We start from the raw sequence: 23615 nt of genomic DNA on the forward strand, positions 1-23615 counted from the left end.
AGAGAACCTCGTGTCTGTTCAAACCCTGTTGCAGCCTGAACGCGGGCTGGAGCTGTCACCCGAGTGGTGGCGTGGCGCGGTGATCTATCAGATCTATCCCCGCAGCTATCAAGACAGCAATGGCGACGGTATCGGCGATTTGCGCGGTATCGTTGAACGCCTGCCCTATATCGCCAGCCTTGGGGTGGATGCGATCTGGATCAGCCCGTTCTTCACATCCCCGATGAAGGATTTCGGCTATGATGTGTCGGATTATTGCGATGTTGACCCCATGTTCGGCGCATTGTCGGATTTCGATGCGCTGGTTGGCATGGCGCATAAGCTGGGCATCAAGGTGCTGATTGATCTGGTGTTGTCGCATACCTCGGACCAGCACCCGTGGTTCAAGGAAAGCCGTGCAAGCCATGATAACGCGCGCGCAAACTGGTATGTCTGGTCCGATGCGAAACCGGATGGCACGCCGCCCAATAACTGGCTGTCCATCTTTGGCGGGTCGGCATGGGCATGGGATGCGACGCGGTGTCAGTATTACTTGCATAACTTTCTGGCATCGCAGCCGGACCTGAACTTCCATGAACCTGCCGTGCAAGAGGAACTGCTGAATGTGGCGCGGTTCTGGCTGGAACGCGGGGTCAACGGGTTTCGTCTGGATACAATCAACTTCTACGTCCATGACCGTCAGTTGCGCAACAATCCGGCCCTGCCGCCCGAACAGCGCAACGCCACCATTGCACCTGCGGTGAACCCGTATAACCATCAGGAACATATCTACGACAAGAACCAGCCGGAAAACCTGGAGTTTCTGCGCCGGTTCCGCGCGGTGCTGGACACCTATGGTGCCTGCGCTGTGGGCGAGGTGGGGGATGCCCAGAAAGGGCTTGAAATCCTTGGTGAATACACATCTGGCGGCGACAAGGTGCAGATGTGCTATGCGTTTGAATTTCTGGCGGCAGACGCACCTTCTGCGGCGCGTATTTCTGCGGTTTTGCGTCATCTGGACCATGTTGCACCGGAGGGGTGGGCCTGTTGGGCGTTTTCAAACCATGATGTCCCGCGTCACATCACACGTTGGGATCTTAGTCCCGCAGCAACGCGGGCTTATGCCACGCTTATGATGTGCATGCGCGGTTCCGTGTGCCTGTATCAGGGCGAGGAGCTGGGCCTGCCAGAGGCAGAGTTGCATTTCGACGATTTGCAAGACCCTTACGGCATTCAGTTCTGGCCGGAATTCAAGGGCCGTGACGGGTGCCGCACCCCGATGGTCTGGACCGGATCGGTTGTGAATGGCGGGTTCTCGACTGCGGTTCCGTGGTTGCCTGTCGCGCGCGAACATGTGGGGCTGGCCGTTGACACACAGGAACGCGCGCCCGATGCCTTGTTGCATCATTACCGCCGCGCAATCGCGTTTCGCCGCGCGCATCGCGCATTGACACATGGCAGCCTGCGCGATCTGCACGTTTCCGGTGAAACACTGTCCTTCATCCGCGAAGAGGCGGGTGAAGTGATGTTCTGTGCATTCAATCTTAGCCACGATCCGGCGACGATTTATCTGCCAGATGGGCATTGGGTCGCTGTCGGGCAGGACCTGAACAGCACTGGCCCTGGAGAGGACGGTTTGGTGCATCTGGGGCCATGGCAGCCCTGTCTTGTCGTCAAACGGTAGAACAACGAAGGGGGAGGACACCATGGCAGATCTGAAACTGACAGATGTTGAGAAAGCCTATGGCGAGGTGAAGGTTCTGTCCGATGTCAATCTCGACATCAAGAAGGGCGAGCTGATTGTGTTTGTCGGGCCGTCAGGCTGCGGGAAATCCACGCTGTTGCGCATGATTGCAGGGCTGGAGAAGATCACTGGCGGCACGTTGGAAATTGACGACATGGTCGTCAATGACATACCGCCTGCGCAGCGCGGCATTGCCATGGTGTTCCAATCCTATGCGCTTTATCCGCACATGACCGTGCGCGACAACATGGCCTTTGCGTTGAAAATCGCCAAGAAAAGCAAGTCCGAGATTGACGCGGCGGTAAATCGCGCCGCCGATATCCTGCAACTTGGCCCCTATCTGGACCGTTTGCCCAAGGCGCTGTCAGGCGGGCAGCGCCAGCGCGTTGCCATTGGCCGGTCTATTGTGCGCGACCCGAAAGTGTATCTGTTTGACGAACCGCTTTCGAACCTTGATGCCGCATTGCGTGTGGCCACCCGCATCGAGATTGCAAAACTCAAGGAATCCATGCCCGACTCGACCATGATCTATGTGACCCATGATCAGGTCGAGGCGATGACCCTTGCATCGCGCATCGTCGTGCTGGCGGGCGGCGGCATTGCGCAGGTTGGCACGCCGCTGGACCTGTATGAACGCCCCAATGGCGAATTTGTTGCCCAGTTCATCGGGTCACCCGCCATGAATCTGCTGAAGGGCGAGGTGGTCGAAACAGGCGCACAAACGGCCGTCAAACTGGCGGGCGGGGGGCAGGCGCGCGCCGATATTCCCACGACGGATGCGGATAAGGGGCTGGCCGTCAATCTTGGCGTGCGTCCGGAAGATATGGTTGCAACAGATGGCGATGACTTCCTGTATCAGGGAGAGGTCGATCTGGTCGAAGCGCTTGGGGAACTGACTGTTCTGTATTTCAAGCCGGACGAGGCTGGTGCGGCGCCGGTTCTGGCCAAACTTGCCGGCACGCATAACAACCTGCGTGGCAAGACTGTCAAACTGAAGGCGGACCCTGCGAAACTGCATCTGTTTCATAACAAGGTGTCACTACTGTATCGCTGAATACTGCCGTAAATATCAAAAGCCGCGCCAGAACGGCGCGGCTTTTGCGTGGGTGTCATGGTTTCAGCTTCGGCCAGTGGCGTCAGGCGCTGCGAAATTCCCGCAGCAGGAAATCCGGCACATGATCCCCCATGCCGACAACATTGCCGTCGCGGTTTGAATTGCGTTCGCGCGGGGCATGGTCGCGGCCAGTGTTGGCGCGCTGCTGTTGGCCGCCACGACGGGGCTTTTCAGCACGCGCTGCGGGCGCGGCCTCTTTCTGTGCGGTGTCGTCCGCAACTGGCTTTGCAGCCTGCTCACTCCGCTGCGGCTGGGGCTTGGCGTCTTCCGGCTGTTCGGGTTTCGCTGCCCGGTCCTTGTGACGCACGCGTACGGGTGCAGCAACTTCCGGCGCGTCCGCGCGTGGCAGTGGTTTTTGCAGAAGCGCCTCAATCGCGTCCAGATATTTCTGGTCTGCGGGGACCATGATCGAGATCGCCTTACCTGACCGACCTGCGCGGCCTGTGCGCCCGATCCGGTGCACATAATCTTCAGGGTGCGAGGGCAGGTCGAAATTGAAGACATGACTGACCGATGGCACATCCAGCCCGCGCGCAGCCACATCCGAGGCGATCAGCAAGCGCAATTCGCCGGCGCGGAACCGTTCCAGCGTGCGGGTGCGCACGGACTGATCCAGATCGCCATGAATAGGGGCCGCATCAAACTTGTATTTGATCAATGATTTGGACAGGATATCCACATCAACCTTGCGATTACAGAAGATAATCGCGTTCTCCAGCTTTTCGCCTTCGGCCTCGATGATGGTGCGCAGCGTCTCGCGTTTCAGCTTGGCGGCAGTGTCGCGCCGCGTCGCCTGAAGCTGGATCAGTTCCTGTGTGATCGTCTCGGAGGCAGAGGCCTGACGCGCGATTTCAATGCGTGCAGGGTTTGACAGGAAGGTGTTGGTAACGCGCTCGATCTCGGGGGCCATGGTGGCCGAGTAGAAGAATGTCTGGCGGGTAAAGGGCGTCAGGCCGAAAATGCGTTCAATATCGGGTATGAACCCCATATCCAGCATGCGGTCGGCTTCGTCCACAACCATCACTTCAACGCCGGTCAACAGCAACTTGCCGCGCTCAAAATGGTCCAGAAGCCGCCCCGGTGTTGCGATCAGAACATCCACGCCGCGATCAATCAGCTTGTCTTGTTCGCCGAATGCAACGCCACCAATCAACAGCGCCTTGGTCAGGCGGGTGTGCTTGGCGTAGGTGTCAAAATTCTCGGCCACTTGTGCGGCCAGTTCGCGTGTGGGGGCCAATACCAGCGAACGCGGCATGCGCGCGCGCGCGCGACCGCGCCCAAGGCGCGTGATCAGCGGTAGCGTAAAAGAGGCTGTTTTGCCCGTGCCGGTTTGCGCAATACCCAACACATCGCGCCCTTCCAGCGCGAAGGGAATGGCTTGTGCCTGAATAGGTGTAGGGACTGTATAGCCCGCTTCATCGATGGCTTTAAGGACCTTGGGGTCCAGCTTCAGATCAGAAAATTTGGTCATGCGTTTCCATGGTTTCGGCGTCGGGCCGGAACAGTTAAGAGACGCATACATTTCGCGCCCCGCGATCGGATAAACTGCTGTGGCAGTCATCGCCTGATAGATCAATTACCTTAGAGAGTCAATCTGATGGGTTAAGGGCAGAAAAGCGGGGTGAAATAACTTCGACACGATGCATCTTCGCAGTTGCAGGCGGCGCAAAGGCGCGGTATTCACCCCCTGCTGGCACGCGGGTGTGGCGGAATGGTAGACGCAGGGGATTCAAAATCCCCCGCCGCAAGGCTTGGGAGTTCGAGTCTCCCCACCCGTACCAGATTTCAATTCTTGATAAGCTGTCGTGACGAATGCCTGCCTTGAACCGGCGGCGCATATCGCCGCCGCGTCGCGGTTTTGTCGGATATACCGAAAGACATAGAAAAGGGCCGCGATTGAGGGGATCTCAATCGCGGCCCTGTTGCACATTCCGCCAGATCAGGAGTTGCTGGCGTTTTTCTTCTGCTCGGCTGCTTTTTTCACCGCTTCCGACATGGCCGCAGGGGCCTGTGACTGATGGGGCTGTGGTGCGGGGGCAGGGCTGGCCGAAGGCTGCGATGCGGCCCCGCGGTTGGTCTGCAACGGATCATCCTGACGCTGCACCGACCCTTCGAAATGCGCGCCCGATTCGATTGCGATTGTCTTGTGGATTATGTCGCCTTCGACCTGCGCAGCAGATGTCAGGCGCACTTTCAAACCGCGGACGCGGCCGATCACGCGACCGTTGATGACAATATCATCCGCAACGATCTCACCGCGAATGGTTGCCGTTTCACCAACCGTCAGCAGATGCGCGCGGATGTCACCGTCCACATTCCCCTCGATCACCACATCGCCCGTGGTTTTCAGGTTGCCTGTGACTGTCAGGTCCGACGCCAGAACGGATGCTGCCGGTTTCGATTTCGACATTTGTGTGGGGGTGGTGTCAGCGCTGCCTTGACGCAGAAATGACGGGGTTTCCGCAGGCGGGGTTGCCGGTGTTGCCTCGTTCGAGGGTTTTGTTCCGGTCTCGTTGATGCGGCTTTTAGAAAACATGCTGTCCAGCCCTTATGTAGGTTTGCGGGTTTACAGGTCGACCATTGATTCGCACTTCATAGTGCAAATGCACACCGGTTGACGCTCCAGTCGTGCCCATACCACCTATTCGCTGGCCGCGCGATACCCTTTGTCCCGCACGCACGTCCATAGAGTTCAAATGAGCGTAATATGTCTCAATCCCGAATTCATGCTGAATGATGACAAGATTGCCATATCCGCCCTGACGGCCCGCAGATTTCACGACGCCATCGGCTGTGGCATGAATTGCTGTGCCGCGTGCGCCTGCCCAGTCCAGCCCGTTATGCATGGTGCTGCGGCCCGTCAGCGGGTGGCGTCGCATCCCGAACCCCGAGGTTTCGCGCACATTGGCGGAAACGGGGCGGGCAACCGGTAAACGGTTGATACCAAGGCGGTAGGCGTGAATATCGGCCAGTCGTTGAAGAACGGCATTGGCGCGCGCAATATCCTGATCCTGCGCCATCACACCAGAGGTGGATACAGATATGGGCCGCAGCGACGCGGTCTGTGAATTTGCACCTTGGCGCACCAGACGGCGAATCTGGTCTGGGGTGACACCGGCTGCGCGAAACACGCGTTCCAGCGGTTCGACGACCACTTCCAGCGCATCTTCCAACTGGCTGAAGATCATATGATTGCGGTCGCGCAACAATTCGTTTTCAAGCGCCAGATGGCGGGCCTGATTGACGGATTGTTCCGCATCAAGCGTCAGTTCGCGGGTAGATCCGGCCATCTTGTCCATGGCAATCAAAAGATAGTCCAGCATATCCTCGGTTTCGCGCGACCGGTCTGCGGTGGTCAGTGTCGTGCCCGTTTCAGCTTCCAGCGTGCTCGTCACTTCTGCCAGACGGGCGCGGGCTTCGTCGCGTTCGCGAACCACGCGGCGAATGGTATGCTGGATATTGTCGATGCCTGTTTCCAGTTCCAGACGGCGTTCTTCTGACGCAAGCAGTTGCAACTGCATGTCTGAAATGCGGCTCATCGCTTCAGAGAAACGGGCTTGCGCGGCTTCGGTCTCAATCGCGCGCCGGTCGCGTTCGGCGGCAAGTTCGTTCAGGCGCTGTTCATAATTGGCCTGATCGCGCACCGCGTGGTCACGCAGGGTTCCCGATCCGATCGCATCCATCAGAAGGATGGATGTGGCGATGATTCCCCAAGCGAAAAAACTGGTTACAGACGCAAGTGCAACTGCCTGTGTGATGGGGCGAAGCCGGACAAAGCGCGTCGTCGTATCGGATCGCAGGAAAAGCCTTTGTTCGGGTAGGTGGCGCTCCAGCCGGTGATTCAGTTGCATAAGCATTTGTTTCAAAGCAGAGTTCCCATATCGCCATTGTCAGGGGCAAGCGAAAAACAGCTTTCAATCACACACACGCGCACCAGTGCCCCCCGCGTGATTACGCAAGCTTAACCAGTGCTGCAAGAATTTTCCGGACTGTTGCGCCATCACATCACCTGTGGTGACGTCAATCAGCGAGAATTCGCCGATTTCGGGCCCCCGAACACGCTGTAAGCTGTGCTGCGGGGGGATGATGCACGCTGGGGGCGAAGGGTTATCGCCACAGAACGTAAACGCAATGGTGCTAAACCGGTTCCGTCAGGGGCCAATAAAAATCCGGTGGAATTCCGGCTTGGGCACGCTTTTCTTCGTTGAAGGGCGGGCGCAAGGGGCCATGGAAATATTTTCGCACCAGATCAAGAAAGACCGGCTGCGGGTCGTGTCCGCCACGCCCGCAAAGGAAGTTGAACCATTTGGACCCGTAGGCCACATGCCCGACTTCCTCGGCATAAATGACGTTCAGCGCGGCCACTGCGCCGTCCATGCCCGCGCGGCTGAAGATATCGATCATGCCGGGGGTTACATCCAGTCCGCGCGCCTCCAGCACCATCGGCACAACAGCCAGCCGCCCCAGAATGTCGTTCGCGGTATCTTCCGCTGCGCGCCACATTCCCGCATGCGCGGGAAGGGCGCCATAGTGACTGCCCAACCCTTCCAGACAATCGCAGACCAGCCCGAAATGCTTGGATTCCTCATCGGCCGCCTTCACCCAGTCATCATAGAAGCCAAGCGGCATGTCGATGTCGGGAAACCGCGCGATCAGGTCCCAATGCAAATCCACGGCATTCAATTCGATATGTGCAATGGCATGCAGGATGGCGATACGCCCTTGCGGGCTGCCGGGGCGGCGGCGCGGCACGTCGCGCGGGTCCAGAAGTTCGGGCCGGTCCGGTCGCGCAGGGCGTAGCGGTGGTTCGGCCCGACCAAGGGGCAGGGGCGCGTCAGCTTTGCGGGCCGCAAACCACGCTTGCGCGTGATGACGGGATCGGGCGCATTTTTCGCGCCCGTCAGATGTGTTCAGCACATCCACGGCCATGTCACGCAAGGATACCGTCATTGCGCGCGAAGGGCCTCCAGCACTTCTTGCGCATGGCCTTTGGCCTTCACCTTGCGCCAGACGCGAATGATCTTGCCGTCACTGCCAATCAGAAATGTCGCGCGTTCAATCCCCATCGAGATTTTGCCATACATGTTCTTTTCAACCCAGACGCCATAGCGTTCGCAAACATCGCCTTCGGCGTCCGATACCAATGCGACCCCAAGGTCATGTTTGGTGATGAACTTGTCATGCTTGGCAACAGTGTCTTTGGACACACCCACCACTTGTGCGCCAGCGTCGGCGAATTCAGCGCCAAGGGCGGTAAATTCCAACGCCTCGGTGGTGCAGCCGGGGGTGTCGTCCCGCGGATAGAAATACAAAACCACCTTCGCGGGTTGCAGCGCGGACAGGGTCAATTCATCGCCACCGTCACGGGGCAATGTGAAATCCGGGGCTGTGTCGCCTTGCTCAAGCATGTCGGTTTCCTTCATTTTTGATACTTGTCCTGTTGTAGCGGTCTTTGTGGCAAGTTAAAGGGGCCAGCCCAACCAAACGCGGTAGTTTCATGAAGCTGTCTGATTTCGATTTTGACCTGCCTGACGACCTGATTGCAACACGCCCTGTGCGTCCGCGCCCCGCCGCGCGGTTGCTGCTGGCCGAAGGGGGGGCGTTTTCCGACCGCCATGTGCAGGACCTGCCCGAAATTCTGCGCGCCGGTGACCTGCTGGTGATCAATACCACCCGCGTCATTCCGGCCCGCCTGACTGGACAGCGTGCGCGCAACACTGCCCAAGGTCCCGTCAGCGCGAAAATCGAAGTCACGCTGATAGAGCCGTGCCCCGACGGCAACTGGCGCGCGCTGGCCAAGCCCTTGCGCAAGCTGGCCATAGGCGAGGATGTGGCGTTCACCGACACGCTGCGCGCGCGTGTGGTTGAGAAAACCGCCGACGATGTGGTGTTGGAGTTCAACCTGCAAGGCGATGCATTTGATCACGCGCTGGATATCGCAGGCCAGATGCCCTTGCCGCCCTATATTGCCGGACGGCGTGCCGCTGATGCCCAAGACCGCGAGGATTATCAGACCGTGTTCGCCCGCGACAAAGGGGCCGTGGCCGCACCGACAGCATCGCTGCATTTCGACACAGACCTGATGGACGCGCTGCGTGCAAGGGGGGTGCGATTTGCCGAAGTCACCCTGCATGTGGGCGCGGGCACATTCCTGCCGGTCAAGGCCGATGACATTCGCGACCACAAGATGCACGCGGAATGGGGCCAGATAACAGAACCCGCCGCCACCGCCATCATGGAAACCAAGGCGGCAGGCGGGCGCGTTATTCCGGTCGGCACAACCGCCCTGCGTGTGCTGGAAACTGCGGCCACCGCCCCCGGCCAGATTGCCCCCTGGAGTGGGAAGACCGACATCTTCATAACCCCCGGTTTCCGGTTCCGGATTGCAGACGGGCTGATGACCAATTTCCACCTGCCGAAATCAACGCTGATGATGCTGGTATCGGCCTTGATGGGCCAGCAACGCATTCGCGATATCTATGCGCATGCCATTGCAGCACGGTATCGGTTCTTTTCCTATGGCGATTCATCGTTGCTGTTGCCTGACTGAATGCGCCCCAAAGGGTCGCATTGATCATATTTCTGATACCATTTGCTGACTATAGGTTTTGTCACAGGCGGGCAGCCGCTAAGCTGTGGCCGGATCTGAACAGACTGGAATGACAATGTTGCATGTATTTACCGCATCCTGGGCGCTTTTGCTGGGTATGCTATTGCTGATGGTCGGCAATGGCGTGCAGGGCACGTTGCTGGGGATTCGGGGCGCGATTGAAGGGTTTTCAACCTTTCAGATGTCGATCGTCATGTCGGCCTATTTCCTTGGTTTCCTGTTCGGATCGCGTGCTGCCCCTGAACTTATCAGGCGGGTTGGGCATGTGCGCGTGTTCGCGGCATTGGGCTCGTTGATTTCGGCCATACTTGTGCTTTATGCGGCAATTCCAGACTGGATTGTCTGGGCGCTGTTGCGTGTGCTGATCGGGTTCTGCTTCTCGGGGGTTTATGTCACGGCCGAAAGCTGGCTGAACAATGCCTCCACGAATGAAAACCGCGGGCAGACATTGTCGCTTTACATGATTGTCCAGATGGTCGGGATTATCAGTGCGCAAGCCCTGATCAACTTTGCCGATCCTGCTGGATTTTTGTTGTTTGTCATTCCATCGGTTCTGGTGTCGCTGGCTTTTGCACCGATTTTGCTGTCTGTCAGTCCGGCCCCTACATTCGGCACCACAAAATCCATGAGCATTCGCCAGCTCTATGAGGTGTCGCCGCTGGGTGTGGTGGGTATTTTCCTGATGGGCGGCGTGTTTGCCGCGATGTTTGGCATGACCGCCGTTTGGGGCACGCAGGCAGGGCTTAGCGTGCTTGAAATCTCGCTGTTTACGGGGGCGATCTATTTTGGCGGGCTGGTGTTCCAGTTCCCGCTGGGCTGGCTGTCCGACCGGATGGACCGGCGCAAACTGGTTGTTTATGTGGCACTTGTGGGCACATTGGGCGGCGCGATGGCGGTCGTCTTCGACCTGAGCTTCATCTGGCTTCTGGTGGTGGCGCTTATCATCGGGGGCATTTCCAACCCGCTGTATTCGCTGCTTGTCGCCTATACGAATGATTATCTGGATACCGACCAGATGGCGGCGGCGTCCGGCGGGTTGCTGTTTGTCAACGGTGTGGGCGCAGTCGTCGGCCCGCTATGCATCGGGTGGCTGATGGGGGTGATCGGCCCGTCAGGGTTCTTCCTGTTCATTATCCTTCTGACATTGGCGCTTGCGATCTATGCGATGTGGCGCATGACCCAGCGCCCTGCGGTGCCTGTGGACCAGACCGGCCCGTTCGCGCCCGTCTCTCCGGTGGTGTCGGCGGCAACGGTCGAGGCTGTCTATACCGAGATGAGCGAGAATTCGGAGCAGGACAATACGCCGTGATGCCCTGAATCTGTTGTAAAAACAGCAAGAAATTGCTGTCTTTGCCAGCAAACACGGTAAATGTCTTGCCTGACGGTCCCAAGGCTGGCACGATTTTTCCACAGGCAGCACCCCATGGGCAGCACAAGGAAAAAAACATGTCTAGCGTCGATGATGTCATTTCGTTCTGGGTCGAAGAAATCGGCCCGCAAGGGTGGTATGCGCAAAGCGATGCGCTGGATGCGCAAATCCGCGACCGCTATTTGCCGCTTTGGGAAAAGGCGCGTGACGGGCGCTTGCTGAACTGGGTGTTCTGTCCGCGTGGTGCATTGGCGTTCCTGATTGTCACGGACCAGTTCCCGCGCAACATGTTCCGCAATGACGCGCGCGCATTTGCCACAGACGATCTTGCGCGCCGTGTCGCCGCGCGGGCCTGCCATCTGGGATTTGATTGCCAGATCGAGGAACCCGCGAGGCAGTTTTTCTATTTGCCGTTGATGCATTCCGAAAGCCAGATGGATCAGGACCGTTGCGTGCGCATGTTCCTGTTGCGCATGCCGGAAACCGGCGCGGACAACCTGCTGCATGCGCGTGCGCATCGTGCCGTTATTCGCGAATTCGGTCGATTCCCCTACCGGAACGAGGCGTTGGGCCGTGTCAGCACCGCCCCTGAACGTGCGTTTCTGGCGCGCGGCGGGTATATGAATGCACTGAACGACCTGAAAAAAGCAGCATGATTGTGGTTTGACCAAGTTATGATCCGGACGCATGGCGGGGTTTCTGCTTGCGCGTTGCGATGTGCCGGTGAATAGTTTAATGGCAAACTACTTTCATATTTGCCTGCAGCAGGAGGAATGCATATGGCCGACAGATCGTTTGATGTCGTCGTAATCGGTGCCGGGCCAGGGGGCTATGTTGCGGCCATTCGTGCAGCCCAATTGGGCAAATCCGTAGCGATCGTCGAGCGCGAGCATCTGGGCGGTATCTGCCTGAACTGGGGCTGCATTCCGACCAAGGCCTTGTTGCGTTCTGCGGAAGTGTTCCACCTGATGCACCGCGCCAAGGAATTCGGGTTGACGGCCGAAAAGATCGGGTTTGATCTGGATGCGGTGGTCAAACGCTCGCGCAAGGTGGCGGGGCAACTGTCCGGCGGGATCGGCCATCTGATGAAAAAGAACAAGATCACCGTGGTGATGGGCGAAGCGACCATCCCCTCGAAGGGCAAAATCAGCGTCAAGACCGACAAAGGGACCGAAACGCTAAGCGCACCAAATATCGTTCTGGCGACAGGCGCGCGCGCCCGCGAATTGCCGGGTCTTGAAGCGGATGGCGATCTGGTCTGGACCTACAAGCATGCCCTGCAACCCAAGCGCATGCCAAAGAAGCTGCTTGTCATCGGGTCGGGTGCCATCGGGATCGAGTTCGCCAGCTTCTTCAACACGCTTGGTGCCGATGTGACGGTTGTGGAAGTGATGGACCGTATCCTTCCGGTTGAAGACGCCGAAATCAGTGCATTTGCGCAAAAGCAGTTTGAAAAGCAGGGCATGAAAATCATGTCCAAAGCGATGGTCAAGAAGCTGGACCGCGCCAAGGGCACAGTGACGGCCCATATCGAACGCGGCGGCAAGACAGAAACGCAAGAATTCGACACGGTTATTTCAGCCGTTGGAATCGTGGCCAATACCGAAGGGTTGGGGCTGGAAAAACTGGGTGCAAAGATCGACCGCTCTTTCGTTGTGACAGATGAATACTGCCGCACGGGTGTTGAGGGGCTGTTTGTGATCGGGGATGCGACCAACGGGCCTTGGCTGGCGCATAAGGCCAGTCACGAAGGGGTTATGGTCGCCGAATTGATCGCGGGCAAGCACCCCCATGCGGTCGACCCCTCCAGCATTGCGGGATGCACCTATTGCCATCCGCAAATTGCGTCTGTCGGGCTGAGCGAGGCGAAAGCAAAAGAGCAGGGCCATGAGATCAAGGTCGGGCGGTTTCCGTTCATCGGAAACGGCAAGGCCATCGCGCTGGGCGAGGCGGAAGGCATGATAAAGACCGTGTTTGATGCAAAAACCGGCGAATTGCTGGGGGCGCATATGGTCGGCGCCGAAGTGACAGAGCTGATACAGGGCTATGTTATTGGCCGTGCGCTGGAAACCACTGAAGAAGACCTGATGAACACTGTCTTCCCGCACCCGACCCTAAGCGAGATGATGCATGAATCCGTGCTTGATGCCTATGGGCGTGCGCTGCATTTCTGATCTTGCCAGATTGCGCGGCTGCGCCGCACGCCTATATGTCACGCCCTGCCTGCGGCAGGGCGTTCCTGTTTGGCGCGTTCTCAGGCGGATGGGAAGAGTATGAAGCAAGTGTTTGATGTTGTTGTTCTTGGGGCGGGGGCCGCAGGAATGTTTTGCGCGATCGAGGCCGGCCGGCGGGGCCTGCGTGTGGCGTTGATCGATCATGCCCGCGCACCGGGTGAGAAGATTCGTATTTCCGGCGGAGGGCGGTGTAATTTTACCAATCTGAATATCACTGGGGACAGGTTCCTGTCGCAAAACCCGCGTTTCGCCTTATCCGCACTGCGTCGCTACACACAGCATGATTTTATTGACCGTGTGACTCAGGCAGGGATTTCATTTCACGAAAAGACCCTTGGCCAGTTATTCTGCGACGGTTCCGCACGCCAGATCATCGCCATGTTGGGCCATGACATGACCCAGGCGGGCGTGCAGCTTTATCTGGGCACATCTGTCAGTGCGGTGTCCCATGACAGCGGATTTAGCGTGCAGACCAGCGCAGGCGTTTTCCGTGCCCCGAAACTTGTGGTTGCCACAGGGGGCAAGTCGATCCCCAAGATGGGGGCGACCGGTTTCGGCTATGATCTGGCACAGCAATTCGGCCACGCCATTGTCGAAACCCGCCCCGCACTGGTGCCGTTGACCTTCTCGGACGGGCAGTTGGCGGACATGAAGCCAATGGCGGGGCTGTCGCTTCAGGCATCCGTGGGCTGCGGGAAAACACGGTTTCAAGAGGGGATGCTGTTCACCCATCGCGGATTGTCCGGCCCGTCGATCTTGCAGATTTCAAGCTATTGGCGCGAAGGGCAGGCGATTGTTATTGATCTGGCCCCCGAATCCGACACCCGTGCGCTGCTGGACGGGGAAAAACACCGCAATGGTCGTCAGGCCGTGCACACTGCGCTAGGGGCGATTGTTCCGGACAAACTGGCGCGGCAAATCGTGCAGCGCGCCAAGGTGCAGGGCAATCTGGGCGATCAATCGAAAGGGGCGCTGGAGCGTTTGCGCGACGCCGTGCATGCATGGCAAGTCAGTCCGGTTGGAACCGAAGGCTACCGCACAGCAGAAGTTACACTTGGCGGTGTGGACACGAAGGGCCTTGATGCCAAGACCCTGCAATCGCGTTCGGTTCCTGGGCTGTATTTTATTGGCGAGGTGGTGGATGTCACCGGATGGCTGGGGGGGTATAATTTTCAATGGGCGTGGTCATCGGGCTGGGCCGCGGGGCAGGCGGTCTGAGCCTGCCCGTGCCAGCCATTTTTACGGTGCCTTTTCACAGGCAAAACCGCGCGCCATTCTTGCGCACATAACCTAGCCAGACACCTGTTCACGCAGCACAGATGCGGTCATCGACAGCAACAGATAGATGCCAAGGAAAATCAGGAACGCCACGATCGAGTTTTCCAGCTTGCGCGGATAGGTCGCCTCGTCCGGGGCGATGGGTTCAACCGACAGTGCCAGATACCGGACCTGCCTGCTGACTTCCATACGCGCGCTTTCAAGTTGCTGCATGGCTTGCGCGCGCATCATCTCGCGGGTCTGCACTTCGGCCTCGGCCATGATCAATTCGCTTTGAACGCGCGCCAATGAGGCACCTTCGCTGGTGCCTTGGGTCATGGAATTGCGCATCGTTTCAATCTCGGCACGCAGGGCTTCCTCTCGGCGTTCCAGCGGTTGCAGGCGTGCGGCGCTTGGCCTTGCGTTTGACCGCATTTCCTGCAGGCTCAGCCGTGTCTGGGTCAGTTCCGTCTCAAGTGCGACAATGCGCTGCGACAGCAAGGAGAGTTCAACCTCTCCTGATATGATGGAGGATGCTTCCTGCAAGGTTATGGCGGCTTGCCGTGCCTCGACCAGATTTTGCTGTGCTTCCTCAAGGCTGGCGCGGGCCTCGCGCATCTGGCTGTCACGCAAGCGCTGGGTCATCATATCAACATGTTCTTCGGCATAGCTGATCAGCGCGCGGGCGAAGCGTTCGCTGTCTTCCGGTGTTGCCGCGATAACTTCCATGCGCACAACGCCTTCGGTCGGGTCATACCCGATCTGCACCTGTCGCTGATACAGCTTATAGGCGGCCTCGTCAGTCGAATCCTCGGCAAGGCGGCGTAGAATATCAATCTCTGGGGCGCGGAAATGGTCTTTGAACCCTTCCTCGACATCCAGTCTTTGCATCGCCCCGCGCGATTGCAGGAAACTTTGCACCGAAGTTGCCTCGTTCTGGCCGCCCATACCCATACCGCCCGCCGATGGCAGCACACCGGAAAGCGCGCCCATGCCCGATTGGCTGTCCGCCTGCTGGATCACAAATTCGCTTTGTGTGGCATACATGGGGGTCGCGATGACATAGAAATACCATGTCACCAGAAATGTCGGCAATGTAACGAACGCAAGCAACCGTGCGCCCAGCAAGGCCATGCGTTTGCGGCGTCGTTTCGCAATGTCACGGCGCACCTTGGCCAGTTCACGTTCGCGATCAGCCGCGATTTTTGCCATGCGCGATTGTGCCGCATTCAGCGGGTCATTGACGACCTGAGCGGGCACGTTCTCGCCGCGCAGGGCAAGTTCCCTGGACGCCGGTTTTTCGCCATCCTCGAACAATTCCAGCATTGTCGCGCGGGCGAAAGGGTCAATTCCGCGGTCGCGCAGGATCAGCACCGCCTCATAGGCGGATGTGGCGCGGATTCCGTGCTTTTGTGCAACCCGCATTGCCATGCGCAATTGCCGTGCGGTTAGTCCTTCACTGCGAATAGCCTCAATGCTTTGCCCGACACTGGCGGTCCCTTCAACATCTGCCGAATGCTCCGGCGCGCGGGGCGCATCGTTATCGTGCACGATGGTGGCGTCTGTTGCATCCACGATTGCCGCATCATCGCGCGGCGGGGCGGGATCCTGCGCTTGAATTCGGGACGCCTGCCCGCTTTCGGCAGAACCGTCGGTGTCGTTCTGGGTGACAGGCCCGTCATCCAGCTGTTCAGCAGGTTTGGCCGTGTCCGCGTTGGTGGTGGCGGCCCTTGGGCGCTTTTGCACGCTGAGCGTTGCGACCGGACGATGGCTGCGTTGGGCGTCTGCGGCGCTGTTTGACGCAGGCGGGGTATTTGTGCCCGCAACTGCCGACAGCGTTGCGGATTGCGCTGTTTTGCGCAGACGAAACCGCTGGGATTTAACTGGAGTAGTCATACAGTTCTTTCGCTTGCTCAAGCGTGTCGAAGAAATACATTTTCCCATCGCGCAGCACCGCAGCGGCACTACAGAATTGCTGTAAGGTTTCTACCTGATGGGACACAATTACAAGGCCGGATTGCGCGAAACGTTCTTGCATGACGGTTCCTGCGCGTTTGTTGAACGCTGTATCCGTTGTTGATGGCATGCCCTCGTCCACCAGATACAGGTCGAAATTCATGGCCAGCATCAAGGCCAGCGCAAGGCGTGACCGCATTCCGGCGCTGTAGGTGCCAAGGGGCATATCGAAATATTCCCCGATATCGCACATCCAACGGCAGAAGGCTTCTACATAGTCGGGGTCCAGACTGTAAAGCGTTGCAATATAGCGAATGTTTTCAGTTGCCGTGTGTTTGGTGATCAGCCCGCCCATGAACCCCAATGGAAAGGACACGCTGCAATGGCGATGGATTTTCCCGCTATCGGGTTTTTCAAGGCCAGCCATCATATTGATGACAGTCGTTTTTCCGGTTCCGTTCTGGGCCAGAACCCCCAGACGCATACCCGGTGTAATCGTGAAACTGGCATCTGCCAGAATGACTTTGTGCTGGGTGCCCGTCCAATAGGACTTGCTGACATTCTCGAAGGTTAACATGCCTGTATTCACCTGGAACTATGGCCTAACGTTTACGAACGCAGTCGGAGGTTACGAAGTCTGACTATAGACAAGTTAGTACAGTAATGCGGCGAAAATATGAGTGGGGGGCGGTCACAACATGAAAAAGGCGCACAAACCGTGCGCCTTAAGGTCGGGATGCGGACGTATAATCTGGCCGCAGGAAATGCGTAGAACGATCAGCGGCCCCAGCTGCGGTTCGCACCACAATCGAAATGCACGAAATTGGACCCGGAGTAACGGCCAACGCCCCCGGCATTGCAGGCTTCCGCTGCGCGGGCAATCTGCGAGACCGAACGCGATTGCAGGCGCACATCTGCGGCCTTGCCCGTCAGGTGCAAGGAGTTTTGCGCCACATTGCGCGAGCGGGCGCGCAGCATTGCATTGGTTTGCGGCGAACGATAGCCGGACAACAGCATATAGGGTTCGTTCACCCGCAGCATGTTATGCGCCGCCGCAAGAAAGTCGATCGTGCGGGTGTCGATGCCGTGCACGGCATTGTTGCGCCAGTCGCGGAAGAAATGGTTAATCTCGGCCAGCGACTCGGGGATGTAGCTTCCGTCAATCCAATAGATAAGGTTGATACGCTCGCCCGTTCTGCCAGAGTAGAAATGCAATCTGCGAATGTCGCCCGACCCGCGTGCATAGGCTGTCACACCCGGGAAAAACGGGGCTGCAGAAATCGCGGTTGCCGCGAAAGCACCAAGAATTGAACGGCGTGTTATCCGGCTGGAATCGCTCTCAGTCATCTGAATGGCTGTCCCTTTTCCTGTCCTGACGGTCATTTTTATTATGAACCGATATTCCCCATACCTGCGCTGTCCCTTCTTGAATTTGTGGACAATTCACATGGCATGTATCGATATTGTCAGCTTTGTGCCACATTTGGCGCATCAACCCAAGCAAAGATCGCGGATTGGTTCCATGGCTGCATAAAACTAAGCGGAAACTTGCCAATAGCGTCGGCGCACCCGTCACGGTAGTTTCATCAGCAGGCGACATTCTGGTCGGAACAATTGCACATTTCATACCATCACCCTGACAGGGTTTGCTAAAAGAAACCTTAAAGCAACACACGGTCCCTTGAAGTAGCCTGCTCGCAGCCTTGTGAATGGACCTGATCGGCGGTATTTTGCCACCCTTGTGATCACCAATTTATGATTCCCCGCAGGAGGTGCGCATTGTTTGTCAATAATTTGCTATCAAGGCTTTGTTCCGGCGTCTGCGGATTGTGTCTGGTTATGGCCATTGGGGCAGGGGGCGCGTTGCCCGCTGCTGCACAGCAGTTTCCGGCCTTTCGTCAGGCACTGGCCGAAGGGGCGTCGTTTGATAGCGGGGTTTCGGCATTCTATCGCGCGCGCGATTTCGCGCCAATCTGGACAGGCGCTGAACATGCGGACCGGCGCACCGCCCTGATCAATGCCTTGTCGCGCGCCAGCGATCACGGCTTGCCTGCCTCCCGCTATGATCTTCCTGCGGTACTTGCTGCCTTCGATGCCGTCGAGAGCGAGCGTGACCGCGCCTTACTGGAAGCGAAGGTCACGCGTGTATTCCTGCGCTATGCAACAGACCTGACAAGCGGCGTTATCGATCCCGGCAGGATTGACAGGAATTTTGTGCGCGAATTGCCGCGGCCTGATGCCGAAACGCTGCTAAGCGAATTTGCGGAGGCGCCGCCCGCAGCGTTCATACGCAACCTTGCCCCGACCGCGCCGGAATATTCGCGGCTTTTCCGTGCGAAGCAAAGCCTTGAGCAGGTTGTCGCGGCTGGTGGGTGGGGGCCGCGCGTGCCGGATGTGCGCTTCACACCGGGCACGTCCAGCGACGCGGTCATCGCCTTGCGGAACCGGCTGATCGCGATGGGCTATCTGGATCGCTCGGCGGCAGCCAGCTACGATGCGGCCTTGCAAACAGCAGTTCTGAATTTTCAGGTAAATCACGGCATCGATGCCGATGGAATCGCGGGACCGGCGACCATTCGGGCGCTGAATGTCAGCCCGGAAGAGCGGCTGAAATCCGTTGTCGTCGCCATGGAGCGCGAGCGGTGGTTGAACATTCCCCGCGGTGACCGTCATATCTGGGTCAATCTTACGGATTACAGCGCACAGATTGTCGATTTTGATCAGGTAACCTTTGAAACACGCGCGGTTGTCGGGGCACAGGCCGGTGACCGGCAGACCCCCGAATTTTCCCACCGGATGACCTATCTGGAAATCAACCCTGACTGGACGCTGCCGCGATCCATTATTGCGCGGTCCTATTGGGGGGCGCTGGCATCGGGCGGGGCGCGGCATCTGCAAGTCGTGGACGCCCAAGGCCGTGTCGTTCCCCGCGAAGCGATAAATTTCGCGCGCTACACGCCAGCAAACTTTCCCTTCAACGTGCGCCAGCCGCCGGGACCTACGAATGCATTGGGCGAGGTGAAGTTCATGTTCCCGAACCCCTATGCAATCTATCTGCACGACACACCTGAACGTCATCTGTTCAATACGACAGTGCGGACCCATTCGTCTGGTTGTGTGCGGCTGAATGACCCGCGTGATTTCGCCTATGAATTGTTGTCCCGCCAAAGCGATGATCCGCGTCGGCTGTATCATTCAGTGCTGAACACCGGACAACAGACCCGCGTTTATCTGGATGATCCGGTTCAGATTCATCTGGTCTATCGCACCGCCTTCACCAATGTCCGTGGCGAGTTGAACTTCCGCGAGGATATGTATGGCCGTGATGCGCGTATCTTTGACGCCTTGGAACGCGCAGGTGCGGTCAACGGGGGTGTCAGAAGCTGACGAAGGGCCAGCTGTCTGGCATACGGTATGCAGGTCCCCTGATTGCCTGAATCGCGGGTGACTCAAACTGATTTGAGTTGCCCTCTGTTGCGAAGCTGTTACATTCTGTCGTGATATGGAACATATCTGCCACGATATGGAGTGTTCCCGATGGGACTGGACTATATGCAGAATACCAATGAGACGGCGCGGCGCGTGATTGACATCATCGCGGAACAGGCGATGGTCGACACCTCCGAGGTTCGGATGGAGATGTCTCTGGCAGAACTCGGCCTGGACAGTCTCGGGCTTGTCGAGTGCATTTTCGGCATAGAAGAAGCCTTCGATATATCAGTTCCCTTCAATGCCAACGCGCCCGACCAGACAGGATTCGATATTTCATCGGTCGGCGCGATCATATCAGAGGTTGAAAAGCTGATCGCCAGACAAGCCGCATGAGGCGCGTGGTCATAACAGGTTCCGGCACGGTGAACGCGCTGGGTCCGGATGTGGCCGCAACCTTTGCTGCCATGCGCGAAGGGCGTTGCGGCATTGGACCGCTAAGCTGCCGTGACGTAGACCGCCTAAGCGTGCAAATCGGCGCGGAGATTTCCGGTCTCGATCCGGCGCAGCATTTTACCCGCAATACACTTCCTTTGCTGGACCGTTTTTCGCAGTTAGCGCTTGTTGCCGCGCGCGAGGCGGTCGCGCAATCCGGATTGCATATTGACGAAGCGCTGGGGTTGCGTGCGGGTGTGATCATGGGAACTGCGGGCGGCGGTAACCTGACTGTCGATGACAATTACCGCACTGTCTATGCCGAAGGAAAGAACCGCGTGCATCCGTTCGTTGTGCCACGCCTGATGCATAATGCGGCAACATCGCATATCTCGATGGAATTGGGACTGAAGGGGCCAGCCTTCACGGTGTCCACCGCATGCGCATCGGCCAATCACGCGATGGGGCAGGCGTTCCAGATGCTGCGCTGCGGTATGGCCGATGTCATGGTCACCGGCGGGTCAGAGGCGATGCTGGGCTTCGGTGGTATCAAGGCATGGGAAGGTCTGCGCGTCATGGCGCGCGACACATGCCGCCCCTTCTCGCGTGATCGCACCGGCATGGTTCAGGGCGAAGGGGCCGGTGTTTTCGTGTTCGAAGAACTGGAACATGCCCGCAAGCGCGGCGCAAATATTCTGGCAGAAGTCGCAGGGTTCGGGTTAAGCGCGGATGCGGGCGATATTGTCATGCCCGATGTTGACGGGCCGGTCCGCGCCATGCAAGCCGCCATGGCCGATGCGCAGGTCACGCCCGACCATGTGGGATATGTGAATGCCCATGGCACGGGAACCGCAGCGAATGACAGGGTTGAATCGCAGGCGCTGCGCAAGGTGATGGGCGCGCGTCTGGACACACTTCCGGTGTCGTCCACCAAGTCTATGCATGGCCATATTATCGGGGGGACCAGCGCGGTCGAACTGCTGGCCTGCCTGATGGCGCTGAACGAGGATTGCATCGCACCGACCATAAACCACAGTGAATTTGACCCCGACTGCGTGCCCGATCCGGTGCCAAATGACGCAAGGCAGGTGCGCATCAATGTCGCAATCAGCAATGCTTTTGCGTTTGGCGGGCTGAATGCTGTGCTTGTTCTGCGCCGGTATGCCTAGAGCATGTTGCTCAAAAGTGGGAACCGGTTTTGCGCAACACGCTCTAGCCTAAGTGTCCGGCAGAAAATGGAAAAAAGTGTTCCGGCGCGGTCGTGATGATCGAAACACTTTGCCGCATGCCTTGGGCCGCGCGATTATTCTTTCGGGGCGGGCTGTGCGGGGGAATCCACCAGCCCTTGTGCCGTGTCCCGCAACTCGTTCAGAAGGTCCAGCAGCAAATCCAGACGCTCCGGTCCGAATGCCCCTGCCAAACGCATATAGTCCGGCTCTGACTCCTCCAGAACCTGCTCGAACAAGGCACGCCCTTCCTCTGTCACCGCGACCATATGCCGTCGGGCATCTGCGCAGGCGACTTGCCGTATCAGGCCCCGCTGGGTCATGGCGCGGAAAATACGCGTCAGGGATGGCGGCAAAATTACACACCGTTCAGACAATGTGCGCGCATCAAGCGCGTCCGCTTCCGCAAGGGCGCGCAGAACCCGCCATTGCGGCATGGTCAGATCATGGTCGTCGATAAAGGGCTTGAACAGCCGCGTCGTCGCCTCTCTCGTGCGCAACAGGGCTATGGGAAGGGATTTCTCAAATTTGCGCAGGTCGCGTTCGGGTGTCTGGTGCATTACTCCGCCTGTCTGTATTTTTGCTACCTTATCAAGACTGCCGGATATTTCAAAATGAAAATTATTTTGCAGCTGCGGCAAATCGCGCCTTTTCCGGAATACAGGAATTCACGATAGCGTTGCGGTGTCAGGGGTTGCGCCTGTAGGCCGGATTGGGCATCACAGCGCAACTGTGAACCAGCCCAGAACGGGGACCGACAATGACCGACATTTCCAATGATGCGTATAACGTGACCGCTGACGAATTGCGCCAGTTTATCGAGCGTTTCGAACATCTGGACGCCGAGAAAAAAGACATAGCCGACCAACAGAAAGAAGTTATGGCCGAAGCGAAGGGGCGGGGTTATGACACCAAGGTCCTGCGCAAGATCATTGCCATGCGTAAACGCAAACCCGACGAGATTGCCGAGGAAGAAGCGGTCCTTGATTTGTACAAAGCCGCCCTTGGCATGGTTTGACACTTCACGGGCACTGCGCGCGCGCCTGTTGCCGGTCGTCGCGGTGCCCCGTTTCCAAGGCTGCCTGATCGCAAGCTCCGGCACTGAAACCCACAGGTTCGGGCCTATGAAATCTCGTCAGGGCTGAATGAAGGTGACACCGCCCATTGACGCAAGTGTAATGACATCTTCTTCATAAAGTTCCGACAGAAGATCGACTTTTTCCTCACTCCAGCCGGCGACGCTGACATCCACCTCGATCTTTGCTTCATCGCAGAACTTGTCAAGGAACGCGCCAATCACCCGTTGCCTGTGCGTGTCATCCACAGGTGGGGCCGCTGTCAGATAGTGTTCAAGCTTCGCAGCCCCGCCCGGCACCATCACCTCATCGAACCATTCAAAGCTGTGCGTGACCGGTGTATCCGGTGTGTACCCCCCCACAACCTGAAGCAACCTGTGCCAGATAAAGGGCGTATCCTCGTCGCACCAGATTGTCAGTTTCGCCTCTGGCCATGCCGATTGAAGTGCCTGGGCGAATGCGGACCAACGCAGTTTTTCCGGCTGGACAGAGTTGAGGATCTTTTCCGCTTGCCCCCGCTTCACCCTGTCGAGCAGTGCAGGCAGAAATGATGCGGGATTGCGTATGGCAACAAACAGCGTCACATCATGCCCTTTGAAGCAATCGCGCAATGCAGCAAGGCGTTGCGGCGCGGCGGGATAGAAATGCGCGCTGCGCACAGCGCCCCCCTGCCATGCCAGTAGGTCAGGGTCGGACAGAATCACGCGTTTTGCGTCGTCGTTTTCAACCACAGCATCCAGAATAAGCTGGTCGGTATCGGGTGCGATGGGGGTTTCGGGGTGGGATGCCACAAGTTTAAGCAGCAAATCACGGTAATTTGCGCGCTCCGGCACGTCGATGCCTTGCTTTGCCAGCAAGGCGCGATTCTTTGCCAGACACCGCAGCAACCGGCCTTCATCTGTCAGGTGAGCGCCCAAGTGTAACGCAATATCCATTTACAAACCCCCTGTTCTGAGAACGGTTTTACCTAAAACTATGTCAGATTTTAGTCACTTATGAGACGAAAATCGTTAGACACGCCGAACTGACAGAAAATTTGTGTTTTGCGGGCCTATAGATAAAAACGGTGTTGAGAATTGCTGCGATAGCAAATAATAGAGGCGCAAGTGGCCGGCTTAGCTCAGTTGGTAGAGCAGTGGTTTTGTAAACCGAAGGTCGGGGGTTCGAGTCCCTCAGCCGGCACCAT

General features: G+C 57.9%; 21 protein-coding genes and 2 tRNA genes. 13 read left to right on the forward strand and 10 right to left on the reverse strand.

Features of this window, described 5'->3' with window-relative positions:
- Positions 1–10: 10 nt before the first annotated feature.
- Both ACTIE1_RS00910 and ACTIE1_RS00915 read left to right on the forward strand, forming a co-directional pair.
- The gene (locus tag ACTIE1_RS00910; protein WP_439560257.1) at positions 11–1663 is read left to right on the forward strand and encodes an alpha-amylase family glycosyl hydrolase; all 1653 of its coding nucleotides are present in this window, start codon (positions 11–13) and stop codon (positions 1661–1663) included.
- Between the two features lie 22 nt (positions 1664–1685).
- Positions 1686–2777, forward strand: coding sequence for an ABC transporter ATP-binding protein (locus ACTIE1_RS00915; protein WP_439560256.1), 1092 nt, complete (start codon positions 1686–1688; stop codon positions 2775–2777).
- 82 nt (positions 2778–2859) lie between these two features.
- Here ACTIE1_RS00915 and ACTIE1_RS00920 read toward each other — a convergent pair whose 3' ends face one another.
- On the reverse strand, positions 2860–4308 hold the full coding sequence (locus tag ACTIE1_RS00920) for a DEAD/DEAH box helicase (RefSeq protein ID WP_439560255.1): 1449 nt from the start codon (positions 4306–4308) through the stop codon (positions 2860–2862).
- 226 nt (positions 4309–4534) lie between these two features.
- On the opposite strand from ACTIE1_RS00920, the gene ACTIE1_RS00925 reads away from it, so the two are divergent.
- A tRNA-Leu gene (locus ACTIE1_RS00925) sits at positions 4535–4618 on the forward strand.
- 158 nt (positions 4619–4776) lie between these two features.
- On the opposite strand, the gene ACTIE1_RS00930 is transcribed toward ACTIE1_RS00925, so the two are convergent.
- From ACTIE1_RS00930 to bcp, 4 genes are all read right to left on the reverse strand, one after another.
- Positions 4777–5373, reverse strand: a complete 597-nt coding sequence (locus ACTIE1_RS00930) for a bactofilin family protein (RefSeq protein ID WP_439560254.1) — start codon at positions 5371–5373, stop codon at positions 4777–4779.
- The gene (locus tag ACTIE1_RS00935; RefSeq protein WP_439560253.1) at positions 5363–6688 is read right to left on the reverse strand and encodes a DUF5930 domain-containing protein; all 1326 of its coding nucleotides are present in this window, start codon (positions 6686–6688) and stop codon (positions 5363–5365) included. The genes ACTIE1_RS00930 and ACTIE1_RS00935 overlap by 11 nt, the downstream gene beginning before the upstream one ends.
- A 286-nt stretch (positions 6689–6974) precedes the next feature.
- Entirely contained in the window at positions 6975–7787 is an 813-nt protein-coding gene (locus tag ACTIE1_RS00940) for a ferritin-like domain-containing protein (protein WP_439560252.1), read from the reverse strand.
- Positions 7784–8245 carry a thioredoxin-dependent thiol peroxidase gene (bcp, locus tag ACTIE1_RS00945; RefSeq protein WP_439560251.1) on the reverse strand — a complete coding sequence of 154 codons (462 nt, stop codon included), beginning with the start codon at positions 8243–8245 and terminating at the stop codon, positions 7784–7786. Before bcp ends, ACTIE1_RS00940 begins: the two co-directional genes overlap by 4 nt.
- A gap of 89 nt (positions 8246–8334) precedes the next feature.
- Here bcp and queA point away from each other — a divergent pair, with 89 nt between their 5' ends.
- From queA to ACTIE1_RS00970, 5 genes are all read left to right on the forward strand, one after another.
- Positions 8335–9387, forward strand: coding sequence for a tRNA preQ1(34) S-adenosylmethionine ribosyltransferase-isomerase QueA (queA, locus tag ACTIE1_RS00950; RefSeq protein ID WP_439560250.1), 1053 nt, complete (start codon positions 8335–8337; stop codon positions 9385–9387).
- A 115-nt stretch (positions 9388–9502) separates the two neighbouring features.
- Positions 9503–10756, forward strand: a complete 1254-nt coding sequence (locus tag ACTIE1_RS00955) for an MFS transporter (RefSeq protein WP_439560249.1) — start codon at positions 9503–9505, stop codon at positions 10754–10756.
- A 137-nt stretch (positions 10757–10893) separates the two neighbouring features.
- Positions 10894–11472: a DUF924 family protein gene (locus ACTIE1_RS00960; RefSeq protein WP_439560248.1), complete on the forward strand. Its 579-nt coding sequence runs from the start codon at positions 10894–10896 to the stop codon at positions 11470–11472.
- 123 nt (positions 11473–11595) lie between these two features.
- Entirely contained in the window at positions 11596–12990 is a 1395-nt protein-coding gene (lpdA, locus tag ACTIE1_RS00965; RefSeq protein ID WP_439560247.1) for a dihydrolipoyl dehydrogenase, read from the forward strand.
- 99 nt (positions 12991–13089) lie between these two features.
- Positions 13090–14268, forward strand: a complete 1179-nt coding sequence (locus ACTIE1_RS00970; RefSeq protein ID WP_439560246.1) for an NAD(P)/FAD-dependent oxidoreductase — start codon at positions 13090–13092, stop codon at positions 14266–14268.
- A gap of 72 nt (positions 14269–14340) precedes the next feature.
- Here ACTIE1_RS00970 and ACTIE1_RS00975 read toward each other — a convergent pair whose 3' ends face one another.
- From ACTIE1_RS00975 to ACTIE1_RS00985, 3 genes are all read right to left on the reverse strand, one after another.
- Complete coding sequence (locus ACTIE1_RS00975; RefSeq protein ID WP_439560245.1) at positions 14341–16203, reverse strand: capsule biosynthesis protein; 1863 nt, start codon at positions 16201–16203, stop codon at positions 14341–14343.
- Positions 16187–16840, reverse strand: coding sequence for an ABC transporter ATP-binding protein (locus tag ACTIE1_RS00980; RefSeq protein ID WP_439560244.1), 654 nt, complete (start codon positions 16838–16840; stop codon positions 16187–16189). Before ACTIE1_RS00980 ends, ACTIE1_RS00975 begins: the two co-directional genes overlap by 17 nt.
- 200 nt (positions 16841–17040) lie before the next feature.
- The gene (locus ACTIE1_RS00985) at positions 17041–17610 is read right to left on the reverse strand and encodes a YcbK family protein (RefSeq protein WP_439560243.1); all 570 of its coding nucleotides are present in this window, start codon (positions 17608–17610) and stop codon (positions 17041–17043) included.
- A 492-nt stretch (positions 17611–18102) separates the two neighbouring features.
- Between ACTIE1_RS00985 and ACTIE1_RS00990 the strand changes: the two genes are divergently transcribed.
- The 3 genes from ACTIE1_RS00990 (at position 18103) to ACTIE1_RS01000 (ending at position 21296) form a co-directional block, all read left to right on the forward strand.
- Positions 18103–19650, forward strand: a complete 1548-nt coding sequence (locus tag ACTIE1_RS00990; protein WP_439560242.1) for a L,D-transpeptidase family protein — start codon at positions 18103–18105, stop codon at positions 19648–19650.
- A gap of 150 nt (positions 19651–19800) precedes the next feature.
- On the forward strand, positions 19801–20088 hold the full coding sequence (locus tag ACTIE1_RS00995; protein WP_439560241.1) for an acyl carrier protein: 288 nt from the start codon (positions 19801–19803) through the stop codon (positions 20086–20088).
- Positions 20085–21296: a beta-ketoacyl-[acyl-carrier-protein] synthase family protein gene (locus tag ACTIE1_RS01000; RefSeq protein ID WP_439563224.1), complete on the forward strand. Its 1212-nt coding sequence runs from the start codon at positions 20085–20087 to the stop codon at positions 21294–21296. Before ACTIE1_RS00995 ends, ACTIE1_RS01000 begins: the two co-directional genes overlap by 4 nt.
- Positions 21297–21430: 134 nt before the next feature.
- On the opposite strand, the gene hpaR is transcribed toward ACTIE1_RS01000, so the two are convergent.
- Positions 21431–21913 carry a homoprotocatechuate degradation operon regulator HpaR gene (gene hpaR / locus ACTIE1_RS01005; RefSeq protein WP_439560239.1) on the reverse strand — a complete coding sequence of 161 codons (483 nt, stop codon included), beginning with the start codon at positions 21911–21913 and terminating at the stop codon, positions 21431–21433.
- A gap of 200 nt (positions 21914–22113) precedes the next feature.
- On the opposite strand from hpaR, the gene ACTIE1_RS01010 reads away from it, so the two are divergent.
- Positions 22114–22371 (forward strand): DUF2312 domain-containing protein, encoded by a 258-nt coding sequence (locus tag ACTIE1_RS01010; RefSeq protein ID WP_439560238.1) that lies wholly within the window; start codon positions 22114–22116, stop codon positions 22369–22371.
- A gap of 117 nt (positions 22372–22488) precedes the next feature.
- Here ACTIE1_RS01010 and ACTIE1_RS01015 read toward each other — a convergent pair whose 3' ends face one another.
- Entirely contained in the window at positions 22489–23364 is an 876-nt protein-coding gene (locus tag ACTIE1_RS01015; RefSeq protein ID WP_439560237.1) for a hypothetical protein, read from the reverse strand.
- Positions 23365–23538: 174 nt separating this feature from the next.
- Between ACTIE1_RS01015 and ACTIE1_RS01020 the strand changes: the two genes are divergently transcribed.
- A tRNA-Thr gene (locus tag ACTIE1_RS01020) sits at positions 23539–23614 on the forward strand.
- Position 23615 lies beyond the last annotated feature (1 nt).

The sequence above is a fragment of the Roseinatronobacter sp. genome (genome assembly GCF_051859525.1).
Taxonomy (GTDB): Bacteria; Pseudomonadota; Alphaproteobacteria; order Rhodobacterales; family Rhodobacteraceae; genus Roseinatronobacter.

What these genes read in the sequence shown, in the direction of transcription:
- ACTIE1_RS00920 (WP_439560255.1), bottom strand. Translation starts at nt 4,308, where the DNA reads ATGACCAAATTTTCTGATCTGAAGCTGGACCCCAAGGTCCTTAAAGCC.
- ACTIE1_RS00980 (WP_439560244.1), bottom strand. Translation starts at nt 16,840, where the DNA reads ATGTTAACCTTCGAGAATGTCAGCAAGTCCTATTGGACGGGCACCCAG.
- bcp (WP_439560251.1), bottom strand. Translation starts at nt 8,245, where the DNA reads ATGCTTGAGCAAGGCGACACAGCCCCGGATTTCACATTGCCCCGTGAC.
- ACTIE1_RS01000 (WP_439563224.1), top strand. Translation starts at nt 20,085, where the DNA reads ATGAGGCGCGTGGTCATAACAGGTTCCGGCACGGTGAACGCGCTGGGT.
- queA (WP_439560250.1), top strand. Translation starts at nt 8,335, where the DNA reads ATGAAGCTGTCTGATTTCGATTTTGACCTGCCTGACGACCTGATTGCA.
- ACTIE1_RS00930 (WP_439560254.1), bottom strand. Translation starts at nt 5,373, where the DNA reads ATGTTTTCTAAAAGCCGCATCAACGAGACCGGAACAAAACCCTCGAAC.
- ACTIE1_RS01015 (WP_439560237.1), bottom strand. Translation starts at nt 23,364, where the DNA reads ATGGATATTGCGTTACACTTGGGCGCTCACCTGACAGATGAAGGCCGG.
- ACTIE1_RS00995 (WP_439560241.1), top strand. Translation starts at nt 19,801, where the DNA reads ATGGGACTGGACTATATGCAGAATACCAATGAGACGGCGCGGCGCGTG.
- ACTIE1_RS00955 (WP_439560249.1), top strand. Translation starts at nt 9,503, where the DNA reads ATGTTGCATGTATTTACCGCATCCTGGGCGCTTTTGCTGGGTATGCTA.
- ACTIE1_RS00970 (WP_439560246.1), top strand. Translation starts at nt 13,090, where the DNA reads ATGAAGCAAGTGTTTGATGTTGTTGTTCTTGGGGCGGGGGCCGCAGGA.
- ACTIE1_RS00935 (WP_439560253.1), bottom strand. Translation starts at nt 6,688, where the DNA reads ATGCAACTGAATCACCGGCTGGAGCGCCACCTACCCGAACAAAGGCTT.
- ACTIE1_RS00940 (WP_439560252.1), bottom strand. Translation starts at nt 7,787, where the DNA reads ATGACGGTATCCTTGCGTGACATGGCCGTGGATGTGCTGAACACATCT.
- ACTIE1_RS00975 (WP_439560245.1), bottom strand. Translation starts at nt 16,203, where the DNA reads ATGACTACTCCAGTTAAATCCCAGCGGTTTCGTCTGCGCAAAACAGCG.
- ACTIE1_RS00990 (WP_439560242.1), top strand. Translation starts at nt 18,103, where the DNA reads ATGGCCATTGGGGCAGGGGGCGCGTTGCCCGCTGCTGCACAGCAGTTT.
- ACTIE1_RS00985 (WP_439560243.1), bottom strand. Translation starts at nt 17,610, where the DNA reads ATGACTGAGAGCGATTCCAGCCGGATAACACGCCGTTCAATTCTTGGT.
- hpaR (WP_439560239.1), bottom strand. Translation starts at nt 21,913, where the DNA reads ATGCACCAGACACCCGAACGCGACCTGCGCAAATTTGAGAAATCCCTT.
- ACTIE1_RS00960 (WP_439560248.1), top strand. Translation starts at nt 10,894, where the DNA reads ATGTCTAGCGTCGATGATGTCATTTCGTTCTGGGTCGAAGAAATCGGC.
- ACTIE1_RS01010 (WP_439560238.1), top strand. Translation starts at nt 22,114, where the DNA reads ATGACCGACATTTCCAATGATGCGTATAACGTGACCGCTGACGAATTG.
- ACTIE1_RS00915 (WP_439560256.1), top strand. Translation starts at nt 1,686, where the DNA reads ATGGCAGATCTGAAACTGACAGATGTTGAGAAAGCCTATGGCGAGGTG.
- lpdA (WP_439560247.1), top strand. Translation starts at nt 11,596, where the DNA reads ATGGCCGACAGATCGTTTGATGTCGTCGTAATCGGTGCCGGGCCAGGG.